This window comes from Streptomyces sp. NPDC057900 (assembly GCF_042887885.1).
Taxonomy (GTDB): domain Bacteria; phylum Actinomycetota; class Actinomycetes; order Streptomycetales; family Streptomycetaceae; genus Streptomyces.
In genome coordinates, this window is sequence record NZ_JBHVOI010000001.1 from 622,447 (window position 1) to 636,891 (window position 14,445).

The 14,445-nt window shown below is 70.0% G+C and carries 15 protein-coding genes; 7 read left to right on the plus strand and 8 right to left on the minus strand.

Annotated features, from left to right (window positions below; translation table 11 throughout):
* Window positions 1–3: 3 nt before the first annotated feature.
* From ureC to ACFVQ0_RS02535, 5 genes are read right to left on the minus strand one after another with little or no spacing between them, the layout of a single operon-like run.
* Window positions 4–1,728 (minus strand): urease subunit alpha, encoded by a 1,725-nt coding sequence (gene ureC / locus ACFVQ0_RS02515; protein ID WP_390083787.1) that lies wholly within the window; start codon window positions 1,726–1,728, stop codon window positions 4–6.
* Window positions 1,728–2,234 carry an urease subunit beta gene (locus ACFVQ0_RS02520; RefSeq protein ID WP_390083789.1) on the minus strand — a complete coding sequence of 169 codons (507 nt, stop codon included), beginning with the start codon at window positions 2,232–2,234 and terminating at the stop codon, window positions 1,728–1,730. The genes ureC and ACFVQ0_RS02520 overlap by 1 nt, the downstream gene beginning before the upstream one ends.
* Window positions 2,231–3,088: a sirohydrochlorin chelatase gene (locus tag ACFVQ0_RS02525; protein WP_390083791.1), complete on the minus strand. Its 858-nt coding sequence runs from the start codon at window positions 3,086–3,088 to the stop codon at window positions 2,231–2,233. The genes ACFVQ0_RS02520 and ACFVQ0_RS02525 overlap by 4 nt, the downstream gene beginning before the upstream one ends.
* Window positions 3,089–3,093: 5 nt before the next feature.
* A complete protein-coding gene (locus ACFVQ0_RS02530; protein ID WP_024492193.1) occupies window positions 3,094–3,399 on the minus strand; it encodes an urease subunit gamma in 306 nt (101 codons plus the stop codon).
* A gap of 57 nt (window positions 3,400–3,456) precedes the next feature.
* Window positions 3,457–4,419, minus strand: a complete 963-nt coding sequence (locus ACFVQ0_RS02535; protein WP_390083793.1) for an urea transporter — start codon at window positions 4,417–4,419, stop codon at window positions 3,457–3,459.
* 197 nt (window positions 4,420–4,616) lie between these two features.
* Here ACFVQ0_RS02535 and ACFVQ0_RS02540 point away from each other — a divergent pair, with 197 nt between their 5' ends.
* Both ACFVQ0_RS02540 and ACFVQ0_RS02545 read left to right on the plus strand, forming a co-directional pair.
* The gene (locus ACFVQ0_RS02540) at window positions 4,617–5,087 is read left to right on the plus strand and encodes a fluoride efflux transporter FluC (protein WP_390083795.1); all 471 of its coding nucleotides are present in this window, start codon (window positions 4,617–4,619) and stop codon (window positions 5,085–5,087) included.
* A complete protein-coding gene (locus ACFVQ0_RS02545) occupies window positions 5,084–5,458 on the plus strand; it encodes a fluoride efflux transporter FluC (protein WP_390083797.1) in 375 nt (124 codons plus the stop codon). Before ACFVQ0_RS02540 ends, ACFVQ0_RS02545 begins: the two co-directional genes overlap by 4 nt.
* Before the next feature lie 82 nt (window positions 5,459–5,540).
* On the opposite strand, the gene ACFVQ0_RS02550 is transcribed toward ACFVQ0_RS02545, so the two are convergent.
* The 3 genes from ACFVQ0_RS02550 to ACFVQ0_RS02560 form a co-directional block, all read right to left on the minus strand.
* Complete coding sequence (locus ACFVQ0_RS02550) at window positions 5,541–5,717, minus strand: hypothetical protein (RefSeq protein ID WP_199884350.1); 177 nt, start codon at window positions 5,715–5,717, stop codon at window positions 5,541–5,543.
* A 348-nt stretch (window positions 5,718–6,065) separates the two neighbouring features.
* Entirely contained in the window at window positions 6,066–7,565 is a 1,500-nt protein-coding gene (locus ACFVQ0_RS02555) for an SDR family NAD(P)-dependent oxidoreductase (protein WP_390083799.1), read from the minus strand.
* Between the two features lie 190 nt (window positions 7,566–7,755).
* The gene (locus ACFVQ0_RS02560) at window positions 7,756–9,270 is read right to left on the minus strand and encodes an MFS transporter (RefSeq protein ID WP_390083801.1); all 1,515 of its coding nucleotides are present in this window, start codon (window positions 9,268–9,270) and stop codon (window positions 7,756–7,758) included.
* A 213-nt stretch (window positions 9,271–9,483) separates the two neighbouring features.
* Between ACFVQ0_RS02560 and ACFVQ0_RS02565 the strand changes: the two genes are divergently transcribed.
* The 5 genes from ACFVQ0_RS02565 (at window position 9,484) to ACFVQ0_RS02585 (ending at window position 14,431) form a co-directional block, all read left to right on the plus strand.
* Window positions 9,484–10,386, plus strand: a complete 903-nt coding sequence (locus ACFVQ0_RS02565) for an RNA polymerase sigma factor SigF (RefSeq protein ID WP_390083802.1) — start codon at window positions 9,484–9,486, stop codon at window positions 10,384–10,386.
* Window positions 10,387–10,654: 268 nt separating this feature from the next.
* Entirely contained in the window at window positions 10,655–11,830 is a 1,176-nt protein-coding gene (locus tag ACFVQ0_RS02570) for a PP2C family protein-serine/threonine phosphatase (protein WP_390083804.1), read from the plus strand.
* Window positions 11,820–13,433: a CHASE3 domain-containing protein gene (locus ACFVQ0_RS02575; protein WP_390083806.1), complete on the plus strand. Its 1,614-nt coding sequence runs from the start codon at window positions 11,820–11,822 to the stop codon at window positions 13,431–13,433. Before ACFVQ0_RS02570 ends, ACFVQ0_RS02575 begins: the two co-directional genes overlap by 11 nt.
* Window positions 13,430–13,873: a response regulator gene (locus ACFVQ0_RS02580; RefSeq protein WP_390083808.1), complete on the plus strand. Its 444-nt coding sequence runs from the start codon at window positions 13,430–13,432 to the stop codon at window positions 13,871–13,873. Before ACFVQ0_RS02575 ends, ACFVQ0_RS02580 begins: the two co-directional genes overlap by 4 nt.
* Before the next feature lie 102 nt (window positions 13,874–13,975).
* Entirely contained in the window at window positions 13,976–14,431 is a 456-nt protein-coding gene (locus tag ACFVQ0_RS02585; protein ID WP_390083810.1) for an ATP-binding protein, read from the plus strand.
* Window positions 14,432–14,445 lie beyond the last annotated feature (14 nt).

Sequence of the window (14,445 nt, forward strand, 5' to 3'; positions counted from 1 at the left end):
GCCCTAGACCAGGAAGTACAGGTGGTTGAGGGGCAGCGACTCGGCCGGCTCGATGGTGGCGACCTTGCCGTTGAGCGTGACCTTGAACGTCTCCGGGTCGACCTGGATGTCCGGCAGGGCGTCGTTGCGGACCATGTTGTGCTTGCCGATGGTGCGGGTGCGCCGGACCGGCAGGATCTTGCGTTCCAGGCCGAGTTCGGCGGGGACACCGGCGGCGATGCCCGCCTGGGACATGAAGGTGACGTGGGTGGACTGCAGCGCCTTGCCGTACTGGCCGAACATCGGCCGGTAGATGACCGGTTGCGGAGTGGGCAGTGAGGCGTTGGGGTCGCCCATCTGGGCCCAGGAGACGATGCCTCCCTTGATCACCATCTTCGGCTTGGCCGCGAAGGAGTGGATGGGCCACAGCACGATGTCGGCGATCTTGCCCTTCTCGATCGAGCCGACGTGCTCGGCGATGCCGGAGGCGATGGCCGGGTTGATGGTGACCTTGGCGAGGTAGCGCAGCACCCGCTGGTTGTCGTTGCGCGCCGAGTCGCCCTCCAGCCTGCCGAGCTTGTCCTTGCAGTGGTGCGCGGTCTGGAACGCCCGGGTGACGGACTCCCCGACCCGGCCCATGGCCTGGGAGTCGGAGGAGAACATGCTGATCACGCCGAGGTCGTGCAGCACGGACTCGGCGGCGATCGTCTCGGCCCGCACCCGGCTGTCCGCGAAGGACACGTCCTCGGGGATGTCGTGGCTGAGGTGGTGGCAGACCATGACCATGTCCAGGAGCTCGTCCACCGAGTTCTTGGTGTAGGGCAGGGTCGGGTTGGTGGAGGACGGCAGGATGTTCGGCTCGCCCGCGACCCGCATGATGTCGGGGGCGTGGCCGCCGCCCGCGCCCTCGCTGTGGAAGGTGTGGATGGCCCGGCCGTCGATCGCGGAGCGGGTGTCCTCGAAGAAGCCGCTCTCGTTCAGGCTGTCGGTGTGGATGGAGACCTGGATGTCGTGGGCGTCCGCGACGTTCAGGGCGTTGTCGATGACGGCCGGGGTGGCGCCCCAGTCCTCGTGCACCTTGAGGCCGCAGGCGCCCGCCACGATCTGCTCGTTGAGCGCTTCCGGCAGGCTGCCGTTGCCCTTGCCCATGATGCCGAGGTTGACCGGGAAGCCCTCGGCGGCCTGGAGGAACCTGGCGATGTTGAAGGGGCCGGGGGTGCAGGTGGTGCCGTTGGTGCCGTCCGTCGGTCCGGTGCCGCCACCGATGAGGGTGGTGATGCCGTTGGTGAGCGCCTGTTCGGCCTGTTGCGGGGCGATCAGGTGGACGTGGGTGTCGATGGCGCCCGCGGTGGCGATGAGGTGCTCCCCCGCGATGGCCTCGGTGCCCGCGCCGATGACCAGGTTCGGATCGACGTTGTTCTGGGTCTGCGGATTGCCGGACTTGCCGATGCCGACGATGAAGCCGTCCTTGATGCCGATGTCGCACTTGACCACACCGACCATCGGGTCGATGACCACGACGTTGGTGATGACGGTGTCGAGGGCGCCCTGGGCGGCGGTGATCTGCGGGTCGGAGGCCATGCCGTCCCGCATCGTCTTGCCGCCGCCGTAGAGGACCTCGTCGCCGTACTGGCCCTCGCTGTAGTCCTTCTCGACCTCGACGACGAGGTTGGTGTCGGCCAGGTGGAAGCGGTCTCCGACCGTCGGGCCGAACATGTCGGTGTACTGCTTGCGGGGCAGGATGGGCATCAGCGCGAACCCTTCTTCTTTTCCTTGGCGGCCTTGGCGGCTTTACCGGCGGGCTTGGCGGCGGGTTTGGCAGCGGGTTTGGCGGCCGGCTTCGAGGCGGGCCTGCCGGCCCCGGTGCTCCTGGCGGCGGTGTTCTGCGCGCCCTGGAAGCCCTGCTCGATGGCCTTGCGGACGGCTTCGACCCGTGCGGGGTGGGAGGCGAGGCTGCCGTTGAGCAGCCCGCTGAAGCCGATCAGCCGGCCGGTCCCCCCGTACGCGCACAGCTCGACCTCGCGGGAGCCGCCGGGCTCGAAGCGCACCGAGGTGCCGGCGGGGATGTTGAGGTGCATGCCGAGCGTCTCCTCGCGGTCGAACGACAGCGCCGAGTTGACCTCGAAGAAGTGGTAGTGCGAGCCGATCTGCACCGCACGGTCACCGGTGTTGCTGACGGTGACCTTCAGTGTGCGGCGGCCCGCGTTGATCTCGATGGGGTCCTTGCCGTAGAGGTACTTCTGACGGAACGTCATGCGATGCTCCTGATGACTTGGCCCGCTCCATCGGCGGACGGCTGCTGATGCGGGTGCGGATGGCCGGGGCCGTGATGGTGGTGACCGTGGCCGTGGCCGTGGTCGTGTCCCCCGCCCGGTGGGTGGGTGTGGGAGTGGCCGTGGTTGTCGGCCGCCGTCAGCCCGGCCGCGATGCCGTCGTCGCCGTGTTCGCGCCGGCGCAGCCGGGCGTCGGCCACCCGTTCGGCCAGCACCCTTCGCAGCGCGGACGCGGACACGAGGGGGCCGGCGCCGTCCACCGCGGGGCCGGCCGGTCCGGTGGGCTCGGGCACCTCGGCCGGCGCGAACCCGGCCGGAAGCAGCGTCACCCGCTCCGCGCCGAGCAGCCGGCAGCGCCGGACGCCCTCGGCCGGGTCCGGGTCCCCGCCGGTGAACGCCACCTCGACCAGGGCGTGCCGCCCGTAGCGGCGTACGAGTGCGGCGGTCCGGTACAGCTCCGCGTCCTCGAACGGGTCGCCGGACGGAGCCGTGACCAGCAGGGCGGAGTCCGCAGGTACTCGGCACGCCGCCGCGCGCAGCCAGCCGACGAGGTGCTGCGCGGTGCCGAACGGCTCGGTGAGCACGGTCGCCCCCAGGTCGCCGCCGGCGACGGCTCGCAGCGTCCTGGCGGCGTCCGCGACGAGTCCGGGGTCCCGGCCGAGCGTCATCGGGACGACCGCGGTCTCCTCACCCCGGCGCCGGTGCGCGGAGATGCTCCGGAACAGCTCGCGCCCGCTCGGCACGACGCTCACCCCGGGGTCCACGAGTCCCGCCAGCGCACGCCCGTAACCGGCTTCGTGGCCGCACACGGCGATGACGGCGCAGCGCTCGGCCACCGGGGTCAGCCCCCGATCGGGTCGTGGCAGGACACCAGCTTCGTACCGTCCACGAAGGACGCCTCGACCTGGAGCAGGCCGAGCATCTCCCGTACGCCGGGCATGGTGTCGGGCTCGCCCACGACATGGCGGCCCAACTCCATACAGTCCGCGACGCTCCTGCCGTCACGCGCGGCTTCGAGGATCGCCTCCGTGATCAGCGCGACGGACTCGCTGTAGTTGAGCTTGAGGCCGCGCTCCTGGCGTTTGCGGGCCAGGTCGGCCACCACGTACACCAGCAGCTTGTCGATCTCGCGAGGGGCGAGGTTCATCGTCGGTACCTTCCTCGGGTTGTACGGGCTGAGGGCTCGGGAGCGGGGCCGGGACGGTCAGCCGCTCCGGCGGAGCCGGGGCAGCAGCGGCACGGCGGCCATCAGCGCCCAGGTCGTGAGAATGAACGGCCAGGTGAAGGTGTGGCCGCCGAAGGTCTTGAAGATGGACGTCAGCGACGCCGTGAGCCCGGTGCTGACGGCCGCGCCGAACAGGGCGTAGGCACCGTTCCAGACCGTGTTCGCCAGGAACACCGCGCCGAGGGCGATGGCCACGAGCACCGCGTTGTATCCGTAGATGCCGTTGGCGATCAGCGCCGTCGGGGCGCCGAGCACCCACGCGGCGACGATGCCGACCACGCTGCCGCCCGCCGCGTAGAGCACGACGCGCGGGCCGGCCAGGGCGAGGCCGACGAGCATGATCAGCCCGACGTACCAGCTGTCGATCAGGAAGACCTGCGAGACGTTGTTGAAGAACGCGTGCCACAGGGCGGTCCAGGTCCACCCGGTCTCACCGGTCGTGGTGCTGGCCACGGAGGCCGGGTCGCCGTGCCAGACCCGTGCGAACGAGGGGGCGCCGACCACCATCACTCCGGAGACCAGGCAGAAGGGCGCGGTGAGCGGGGTGAGCCCGTAGGGCGCGAGGAGGGTGCCCAGGGCGGCCATCAGAACGGTGCACATGACGGCGCCGACGACGGTCAGCACATAGGTGGCGAGATGGTTGCCCAGCGAGGAGACGAGGGCGATGCCCGTGAGGCAGCCCGCGTATCCCTGGAGTCCGAGCGCGATTCCCGACCGGTCGACGGCGAGGGCATAGGCGGTCGCGGTGGCGATCAGGGTGCCGAGCGTGGCGTAGAGGCCGTTCTGCCAGCCCGACACCCACAGCGCGACGAGGATCGCCACACCGGTCAGCAGCCCGGCCTGGAGATCGACCTGCCCGAACCCCCGCAGGGAGGCCAGTAAGTACGCGGACGGCTGGCGGCTCTCCAACCGCCGGACGATGTCCGGCTCGGCGAGGGGCAAGGCAGACTCCAGCGGCTCGGCAGCGCGGAGGCCCGTCGGCCCGACAGGCCGGGAGCGCATCCCTACATCTGCCATCAAGGCACAGAGTGTTCGGATAATCGCGCTGCGGGCTCTCCGGTTGACCCACCCGGGTACGGGCTCGGCGGGGCAGGCGTGCTGCGTCCCGGCCGGGCCCGCCCGTTCCATAGGTTCGCGGGATGTCATCCAGGATGAGGCTGCACCTGCACAGTCACCCCGACCATCACCCGGGGGTGCAGCTCTCCGTGGTCGGTGCCGTCGCGGTCGGCGGCGCCGCCGGAGCCGTCGCCCGGTACGGCGCCGACCGCATCTGGCCCACCGGCACCTCGGCCTTCCCATGGACGATTCTGCTGGTCAACACGGTGGGCTGCTTTCTGATGGGCGTCCTGATGGTCACTCTGAAGCTGCGTTTCCCCGGCGCGCCCCGGCTGATCAGTCCGCTGCTCGGCACCGGCGTGCTCGGCGGGTTCACCTCGTTCTCGCACTACACCGACAACGTCCGGCAGCTGTTCGAGAACCATCAGCCCGGGTACGCGGTCGGCTGCCTGGTGCTGACCGTGGTGGCCGCGCTGACCGCTGTGACGGTGGGCGCGTTCGCCACTCACTTCGCCTTCGGGCGTTCCTACGCCACGGAGAGCGGCGCGTCATGACCGACTGGCTGCTTGTCATCGCGGGCGGACTCGTGGGCGCGCCCCTGCGCTACTACCTCGGGGTCGACGCGAAGTTCCGCCTGCACAGCGTCTTCCCGTGGGGCACCTTCGCCGCCAACTCCGGCGCCGCCCTCTTCCTCGGCTTCGTCGCGGAGGCGGTGACGGGCGGGGACCTGGGCGCCCGGCTCAATCTGCTGCTCGCCACCGGGTTCTGCGGGGCCCTGTCGACCTGGTCGACGTTCTCCTACGAGCTGCTGACCCTGAGCTCCGCCCGCCGGCTGATCCTGGCGGCGGGCTATCTGGTGCTCACCGTGGGCGCGGGGGTCGGCCTCTCGTTCGCCGGGGCCGCCGTGGCCCGCGCGGCCTTCTGAACGGGGTCGCGCCCGCCACACGGACGAGCTCCGGCCCGCACCCGGGAACGGGGTGCGGGCCGGAGCTCGGTGGCGCGGACGCTCAGTCGATGCCGGGCAGGATGTGCGGCTCGGCGAGGTCGTCCTCGTAGCCGGCCAGCCGGATCGGTGCGGACCTGGCCCAGACTTCGATGTTCCGGAGCTTCTCGGGCCTGCGGGCCCGCTCTCCGGACCGTTCGGCCGGTCGCTTCTCGTACTTCGTCAGTTCCGGTGTCGTCACCGCGCACTCCTTTGTGTCGCGTAACCCCGGGCGTCGCCTACGCTCCGGCTCCAATACCGGCACGTCGACCGCCCGCCGGGGCGGGGGAAGGATCAGCTTCGGTCGCGGTGGCGCCGGGTACGGGGCGGGACGGCGGCCTGGTTGACAGGCCTGTCCCAGGACGGCCGGGGAATCTTCGTGGATCCCTCGGTGGCGTCCGTTCCTCTCAGAGTAACCAAATGAGCGCCGCTACGCTCGATGGAACGTGTGCCCTGGGTCACTTTCAGCCACCGGGCACGGAAAAGACCCGGCCCGGGAGGCTTCCCGGGCCGGGTCCGCGACTCTGTGAAGGTGCGCTGTTCCCTGCCGCTACCAGTTCGCCGGTGCGTAGTCCTTGAGGAAGCAGCCGTACAGCTCCTCGCCCGCCTCGCCGCGCACGATCGGGTCGTAGACACGAGCGGCGCCGTCTACCAGGTCGAGCGGGGCGTGGAAGCCCTCCTCCGCCAGCCGCATCTTGTCGGGGTGCGGCCGCTCGTCGGTGATCCAGCCGGTGTCGACGGCGGTCATCAGGATGCCGTCCTTCTCGAACATCTCCTGGGCGCTGGTGCGGGTGAGCATGTTCAGCGCGGCCTTGGCCATGTTGGTGTGCGGGTGCCCCGCTCCCTTGTAGCCGCGGCCGAACACCCCCTCCATCGCGGAGACGTTGACCACGTAGGAGTGGGCCGACGCCGTCGCGGCCATGGCCGGGCGGAGCCGGCTGATCAGGATGAACGGCGCGGTCGAGTTGCAGAGCTGGACCTCCAGCAGCTCGATCGGCTCGACCTCGTCGACTGTCTGGATCCAGCTGTTGCTGTGGTGCAGGTCAGGGACCAGGCCTCCCGCGTCGATGGCGGTGCCCGCGGCGATGCGTTCGAGCGAGGCGGATCCGGTGACCAGCGCGAGATCGGTGACGTCCTGCGCGCTGAGCCCCTCCTTGCGGGCGGCGGGCAGCGCGGCCACGCGGTCGACGGTGCCGCTGCCGAAGGTGCCGATCACCTCGGCGGCGGGGAGTTCGCCCGCGGGCAGCGGGGCGGACTCGGCACCGAGCAGTTCGCTGTACGCCTGCGGTGAGCGGCGCACCGTCTGGGCGGCGTTGTTGATCAGGATGTCCAGCGGGCCCTCCGCGGCGACGGAGTCGGCGAGCGCGACGACCTGGGCGGGGTCACGGAGATCGATGCCGACGATCTTCAGCCGGTGGATCCACTCGTCGCTGTCCTCCATCGCCTTGAAGCGGCGGATCGCGTCGTTGGGGAACCGGGTGGTGATCGTGGTGTGCGCGCCGTCCCGCAGCAGGCGCAGCGCGATGTACATACCGATCTTGGCGCGGCCCCCGGTGAGCAGCGCCCGGCGGCCGGTCAGATCGGTGCGCGCGTCACGGCGGGAGCGGTTCTCCCGGGCGCACGGCTGGCAGAGCTGGTGGTAGAACGCGTCGACCTCGACGTACCGCGTCTTGCAGATGTAGCAGGACCTGGGGCGCTGGAGAACACCCGCGATCTCGGCGGAGGCGGAGGAGGACGGCAGGACGCCCTGCGTCTCGTCGTCGATCCGCTCGGCGGAACCGGTCGCGGTGGCCTCGGTGACGGCCTTGTCGTGCGCGGTTTTGGCGGCCCGGCGCTCCTGGCGGCGGCGCTGCTTCACGGTCCGGTAGATACCGGCGGTGGCGCGGCGCACCGCGATGGCGTCCGGGTGGTCGACCTCGATGGCGTCGAGCTCGTCGAGCACGCTCAGGCAGACGGCCAGCCGCTGCGGGTCGATACCGGGACCGAACTCCGCGGCACCGGGCACGAGCTCCTCGGTACCGAGCTCGGGGCCGTCCTCTGTCACCGTCATTGCCGTTCCTCTGTTGCTTGTGCCGCCGGATTCTCCCGGCGACCGTGGCGCGCCGCCGAGCCGGACTCACGAGGACTCGCATCCACGGGACTGAAGGTCCGGCCGCGGGCTCTGCGCGAAGCCGCCGCACTGCGGGCCGAACGCCCCCACCAAGTTTGCCATGCTCCGGCGGCTGCTCCATTCGAGTGCGTCAGCCGGGTTCGCCCGAGGACGCGGCGGAGGGCCGCGTCCCGCTTCCGCCCGCGTCCTCGCGGCTGCTCAGCGGCGCGGCGATGTCCTCAAGGGACCGGCCCTCCGCCGCCACCGCGAAGAAGCAGGCCACCAGCCCGGCCGCGATCATGAGCACGGCCCCGATGCAGAAGGCCAGCGCGGTGTCGGCCACCACGCCGCTCTCCGTGAGGTCGGCGAAGACGAGGGGTCCGGAGATTCCGCCGGCGGCGGTGCCGATGGCGTAGAAGAAGGCGATCGCCATGGCGCGGGTCTCCATCGGGAAGATCTCGCTGACGGTCAGGTAGGCGGAGCTGGCACCGGCGGACGCGAAGAACAGCACGACGCACCAGCACGCGGTCATGGTGACGGCCGAGAGCCACCCGCTGTTGAAGAACCACGCGGTGACCAGGAGCAGGACGCCGGACAGGATGTACGTCCCGGCGATCATGGGTTTGCGGCCTGCGGTGTCGAAGAACCGGCTCAGCAGGAGCGGTCCGAGGAAGTTGCACGCGGCGATGACGGCGAAGTAGTAGCCGGTGGCGCCGCTCGACACGTCGAAGAACGTGACGAGGATCGAGCCGAAGCCGAACGTGACGGCGTTGTAGAGGAACGCCTGCCCGATGAAGAGCGAGAAGCCCAGCACGGCCCTTTTCGGGTAGGACCGGAAGACGGTCCTGGCGATCAGGCCGAAGCCGATCCCGCCCCGCTGCTCGACGGTGATGCTCCCCTCGGCCTCCGGGAGCTTCCGTCCCGTCTCCGACTCCACCTCGCGTTCCACCTCGGCCACGAGCTTCTCCGCTTCCTCGTCACGGCCGTGGATGAACATCCAGCGGGGGCTCTCCGGCACGTGGCGGCGTACGAGGAGGATGACGAGTCCGAGGACGACCCCCAGGGCGAAGGTGAGGCGCCAGCCCACGTCCTTCGGGAAGATGGACGTGTTCAGGGCGAGCACGGAGAGCAGCGAGCCGGCCACGGCACCGAGCCAGAAGCTGCCGTTGATGATGAGGTCGACACGTCCCCGGTACTTGCTAGGGATGAGTTCGTCGATGGCGGAGTTGATCGCGGCGTACTCCCCGCCGATTCCGAAGCCGGTGAGGAACCGGAAGAGGAAGAACCACCAGACGGAGAAGGAGACCGCGGTGAGCGCCGTGGCCAGGAGGTAGACGGCGAGCGTGATCAGGAAGAGCTTCTTCCTGCCGTAGCGGTCGGTGAGCCAGCCGAAGACGAGTGCGCCCGAGCACGCCCCCGCGACGTACATCGCCGCGGCGATCCCGGTGACCTGCCCCGCGCTGATCGGCAGACCGCTGCCGTCCTCGGAGAGCCGGCTCGCGATGTTGCCGACGACCGTGACCTCCAGGCCGTCCAGGATCCAGACCGTCCCGAGCCCGATCACGATCATCCAGTGCCACCCCGACCAGGGGAGCCTGTCCAGTCTCGCCGGAATCCTGGTGGTGACGGTGGCCGTGGCCGGGCCCGCGGAATCGCTGTTCGCCATGACTTCTCCCCGCATCGGATACAAGACAGTGCCCGCGAATACGGGCCGGCAACATCCCGGATCCAATCAGAATTCACCCACAAAGTGGGCATAACGGTCACTCATATCCGTTGCCGCCACGACGGCGAGAATGAATTGCATCCACGACGCATGACCTCGCCGATGCGGGGCACACGAGGTCTGACGCACTTGGCTAGCAGGAGGGGCGACAGCATGGCGGCCACGACGGAGCAGACCGGCGCAGTTCTTGGTGCCACACGCACGTTCTCGGAGCAGACCGGTATCCGTTCGGAGCCCGGTTCCGCGGAACTGCCGTGGATCGAGGACACCGGAAAGGTGGCTCCGAAGGACGCCCGCGCCCTGTCGAAGCTGTTCCTCGACCGGCTCCAGGTCCTCGAAGAGGGCACCCACGAATACCAGTACGCGCGCAACACCCTCATCGAGATGAACCTCTCGCTGGTGCGGTACGCCGCCTCCCGGTTCCGCAACCGCGGCGGCGACGACACCGAGGACATCATCCAGGTCGGCACCATCGGGCTGATCAAGGCGATCGACCGGTTCGACCTCTCCCGTGACGTCGAGTTCGCCACCTTCGCGGTCCCCTACATCGTCGGGGAGATCAAGCGGTTCTTCCGGGACACGACCTGGGCGGTGCACGTGCCGCGGCGGCTCCAGGAGCTCCGTGTCGACCTGGCGAAGGCGAAGGAACAGCTCTCGGCGAAGCTCGACCGCGATCCGACGGTCAAGGAGCTGGCAGAGCTCATCGACCTGCCGGAGGAAGAGATCATCGAGGGACTCGTCGCGGCCAACGGCTATTCGGCGGGATCCCTGGACTCCCCCTCGGCCGAGACCGATTCCGGGAGCGACCAGCGGTCGTTCGCCGAGATGATCGGTGAGGCCGACCCCGGCATGGAGACCGTCGAGAACCTCCACACGCTGGCACCGCTGCTGGAACAGCTCGACGAGCGCGAGCGCAGCATCGTGCGGATGCGCTTCGGCCAGGAGATGACGCAGTCCCAGATCGGTGCCGAGCTCGGCGTCTCGCAGATGCATGTGTCACGGCTCCTCGCCCGCATCGTCAAGCAATTGCGTGCCGGAATGTCCATCGAGGCGTGACGCCCGGCCCCGGGGACGTCCGGCGCCGGTAAGGCCCGTAGCGCCTCACACAGCAGCTGAATGACGCCCGCCCGCACTAGGGCGGGCGTCATTCACATATGCTGCCTGGCGACGGCGGGCGGCCCGCTCGATCACAACGAGAGGGTGAGGCGTGGCTGAGACGCGTACTGGCTCCCACGCGCGGTATCCGGTGAGCTCGGTTCTCCCGGTCCAGACCGGGGCTCAAACCGAGGCCCGGACCGGGGCTCAGCCGGGCGGCCGGGCTTCCGTGTGGGACGTCAATGCCGCCATCCTGCTGGTGGAGGACGACGCGGGCGACGCCCTCCTCGTCGAGGAGATGCTCGCCGACAGCGAGCTGGACTCCGCGCTCACCTGGTGCAAGACGCTGACCGAGGCCCTGACCTTTCTGCGCGGACACCGGACACCCGTCTGCGTCCTGCTGGACCTGCACCTTCCCGATGTGCACGGGCTGAGCGCCGTCACGCAGATCGTGGAGACCACTCCGGACGCCGCGATCGTGGTGCTGACCGGGCTGGCGGAGGCCGAGGCCGGACTGGACGCGGTGGCCACCGGTGCGCAGGACTACCTGGTCAAGGGGCGGCTCGACCCGCAGGCCCTGTCCCGCGCCGTCCGCTACGCCCTCCAGCGCAAGCAGGTCGAACGGGCGGCGGCGGCCCTGCGCGCCAACCAGCAGATGGCCCAGGAGAACGCCCGCCTCGAACGCGGGCTGCTGCCCGTACCGCTCCTGAACGACGACGGTTTCGAGGCGGTCGCCCGCTACGAGCCCGGCCGCGCCCACGGTCTGCTCAGCGGTGACTTCTACGACGTGGTCCAGACGTCCGACGGCACGGTGCACGCCGTGATCGGTGATGTGTCGGGGCACGGCGCGGCGGAGGCCGCGCTGGGGGTGTGCCTGCGGGTGGCCTGGCGCACGGCTGTGCTGTGCCGCACCGACCAGCTGGAACAGATCGGCCTGCTTGAGGAGATCCTGGTCGCGGAGCGGTCCGACCCGCATGTCTTCGCGACCGTCACCTCTCTCGTCTTCCCGCCCGACGGGGACCACGTCCGGATCGTGCGGGCGGGACACCCGGGGCTGCTGCTGCTCCAGGGCCCGGACATCGAGTGGGTGGAGCCCGAGGGCGGCATCGCGCTCGGACTGCTGCCCGGCCACGGTCAGTGGATCTCCACCGACCTGCCGCTGGCGCCCGGTGCCCGTCTCGTACTCTTCAGTGACGGCCTGTTCGAGGGGCGCACCGGCCCCGACACCCGGCTGGGCGAGGACGGTCTGCTCGCGATGGCCCGGAGCCGGGCCGCGCTGCCGGCCCGTCCGTTCATCGACGCGCTGGTCGACGGGGCCGCCGACGCGGCGGCTCCCCACGGCGGCCTCGCCGACGACGTGGCCGTGCTGCATCTCGCCTGGAACAGGACACCTCATGACCAGTGACTCACCCGTGGACGCCCCGCTGCGGCCGGGACGGCTGGCACGGCTCTCGGTCCAGAACTGGGTCCATCTGATCCTGGGCTGCTTCGTGATAGTCGTGTGCGGCTGCCTGGTCGTCGGCGGACTCGTGCTGGCCCGGATATCCGACCGGACCACCGAACTGGTGGACCGCATCCAGCCCGCCCGCTCCGCCTCCTTCCAGCTCCAGAACGCGCTGCTCGACCAGGAGACCGGGGTCCGGGGCTACGCCCTCAGCGGCGACCCCGCCTTCCTCCAGCCCTACGCGACGGGCAAGCGCGACGAACAGCTGCGGCTGGCCCGGGTCCGTTCCGCGATGGGCGGCGCCGAGCCGTACGCCCGTGATCTGGACCGGATCGCCGCGGCCTCCGCGCAGTGGCGCAAGGAGCACGCGGAGCCGCTGATCGCCGCCGTCCGGCGCGACGGCCGGCAGAACCGCGCTTCCGCCAGGACCTCCGAGAGCAAGACCGCCTTCGACACGCTGCGGCGGCTCTACACCGCGCAGCAGTCGCATCTGGACACGGCCCGCGACCACGCCCGCGACCAGCTCAACGACGCGCGCGCCACCCGCGACCGGACCCTGATCGCGCTCGTGGCCTGCTTCGTGTTGTGCGTGATCGCCCTGAGCCTGCTGCTGCACCGGGTGGTGGGACGGCCGCTCGACGCGCTGGCAGAGGCCTCCCGGCACGTACGGTCCGGTTCCTTCCGCCGCCGGATCGACGTGCGCGGCCCGTCCGATGTCAGGGCGGTGGCCGCCGCCGTCGAGGACATGCGGTGCCGGCTGGTCGAGGAGCTCGACGCCGCCGCGGAGCGGGAGGAGCTGCTGGCCCAGCAGGCGGAGGAGCTCCGCCGTTCCAACTCGGAGCTGGAGCAGTTCGCGTACGTCGCCTCGCACGACCTCCAGGAGCCGCTGCGCAAGGTCGCGTCCTTCTGCCAGCTCCTGGAGAAGCGCTACGGGACGGAACTGGACGCGCGCGGCAAGCAGTACATCGACTTCGCGGTCGACGGCGCCAAGCGCATGCAGGTGCTCATCAACGACCTGCTGACCTTCTCCCGGGTCGGCCGGGTCCACGACAGCTGGAGCGCCGTCGACCTGGACCGCTCGCTGGACCGGGCGCTCGCCAACCTGACCCTGGTCATCGAGGAGTCCGGGACCACGGTCGTGCGCGAGGAAACACTGCCCGAGGTGAACGGCGACGGCACGACGCTCGCCATGATCTGGCAGAACCTGATCGGGAACGCGGTGAAGTTCCGCCGCCCGGACGAGCCGTGCGTGATCACGGTCGGCTGTGTCCGGGAGGACGACGTCTGGCACTTCACCGTGACGGACAACGGGATCGGGATCGCCCCCGAGTTCGCCGAGAAGGTCTTCGTGATCTTCCAGCGTCTGCACGCCCGTGACGAGTACGACGGCACCGGGATCGGACTGGCCCTCTGCCGCAAGATCATCGAGTTCCACGGCGGCCGGATCTGGCTTGATCCCGAGCCCCGCCAGGGCACCCGCATCCACTTCAGCCTGCCTGCCGAGGACCACGGTTCGCCGGCCGAAGCCACCCCACCCGCCGAGATTCCCGGAGATACCGCGTGACCCATCCCGCACAGCCCATCGAGGTCCTGCTCGTCGAGGACGACCCCGGTGACGAGCTGATGACGCGTGAGGCGTTCGAGGACAACAAGATCCGCAACACCCTCCACGTGGTCCGTGACGGACAGGAGGCGCTCGACTTCCTCTACCGCCGGGGCGAGCACAGCGAGGCGCCGCGCCCCGACCTGATCCTGCTCGACCTGAACCTGCCCAAGTACGACGGGCGCCAGGTGCTGGAGCAGATCAAGCAGGACGCGGAACTCTCCCTCATCCCGGTGGTCGTGCTGACGACCTCCTCCGCGGAGGAGGACATCCTGCGCAGCTACAAACTGCACGCCAACGCCTATGTCACGAAGCCGGTGGACCTCGATCAGTTCATCGCGGCGGTCCGCCAGATCGACGAGTTCTTCGTGACCGTGGTCCGGCTTCCCGGACGTGCCTGAAATCTACTGACACCGGCCGGGAATGGGATCTCCCGGCGCGGGTACACGAGCAGCGAGAAGAGGGGCCCCACGGCCCCTCCCGCAGCGCCCTGGCTGGAGCACATGAACGAACAGGCCATCTCCCGGCCGGACGACTCCCCGATGAGGCGTCCGCCCACGGAGACACTGCACGCCGCCGAGGTGTTCGACGGCGAGCCCGGGTGCATCTCTCTGGCACGGGCGCTGGCCGACCGATTTCTCGCGCGGCTCGTCTCCGAGTGGATGGCCGTGCTCGGCACCCACACCCGCAACGATCTGATGCTGGCCGTGAGCGAGCTCGTCACCAACGCCGACCGCTACAGCCACGGCCCCTACCTGCTGGAGCTGGAGGGCACGGCCGAGCGGATCAGCGTCACCGTGTACGACAGCAGCAGCGCGCTCCCGGTCTTCTACTCACCCGACCCGAGCCGGCTGGGCGGTCACGGCATGGAGATCGTGGTGGCCCTGTGCGACCGGCTGACGGCCGAGCGGGTGCCCGTCGGCAAGCGCATCCGCGCCGAGTTCACCCTCAGCAGCTGATCCGGGCGGTCCCG

What these genes read in the sequence shown, in the direction of transcription:
- ACFVQ0_RS02520 (WP_390083789.1), bottom strand. Translation starts at nt 2,234, where the DNA reads ATGACGTTCCGTCAGAAGTACCTCTACGGCAAGGACCCCATCGAGATC.
- ACFVQ0_RS02565 (WP_390083802.1), top strand. Translation starts at nt 9,484, where the DNA reads ATGGCGGCCACGACGGAGCAGACCGGCGCAGTTCTTGGTGCCACACGC.
- ACFVQ0_RS02575 (WP_390083806.1), top strand. Translation starts at nt 11,820, where the DNA reads ATGACCAGTGACTCACCCGTGGACGCCCCGCTGCGGCCGGGACGGCTG.
- ACFVQ0_RS02545 (WP_390083797.1), top strand. Translation starts at nt 5,084, where the DNA reads ATGACCGACTGGCTGCTTGTCATCGCGGGCGGACTCGTGGGCGCGCCC.
- ureC (WP_390083787.1), bottom strand. Translation starts at nt 1,728, where the DNA reads ATGCCCATCCTGCCCCGCAAGCAGTACACCGACATGTTCGGCCCGACG.
- ACFVQ0_RS02555 (WP_390083799.1), bottom strand. Translation starts at nt 7,565, where the DNA reads ATGACGGTGACAGAGGACGGCCCCGAGCTCGGTACCGAGGAGCTCGTG.
- ACFVQ0_RS02560 (WP_390083801.1), bottom strand. Translation starts at nt 9,270, where the DNA reads ATGGCGAACAGCGATTCCGCGGGCCCGGCCACGGCCACCGTCACCACC.
- ACFVQ0_RS02530 (WP_024492193.1), bottom strand. Translation starts at nt 3,399, where the DNA reads ATGAACCTCGCCCCTCGCGAGATCGACAAGCTGCTGGTGTACGTGGTG.
- ACFVQ0_RS02540 (WP_390083795.1), top strand. Translation starts at nt 4,617, where the DNA reads ATGTCATCCAGGATGAGGCTGCACCTGCACAGTCACCCCGACCATCAC.
- ACFVQ0_RS02585 (WP_390083810.1), top strand. Translation starts at nt 13,976, where the DNA reads ATGAACGAACAGGCCATCTCCCGGCCGGACGACTCCCCGATGAGGCGT.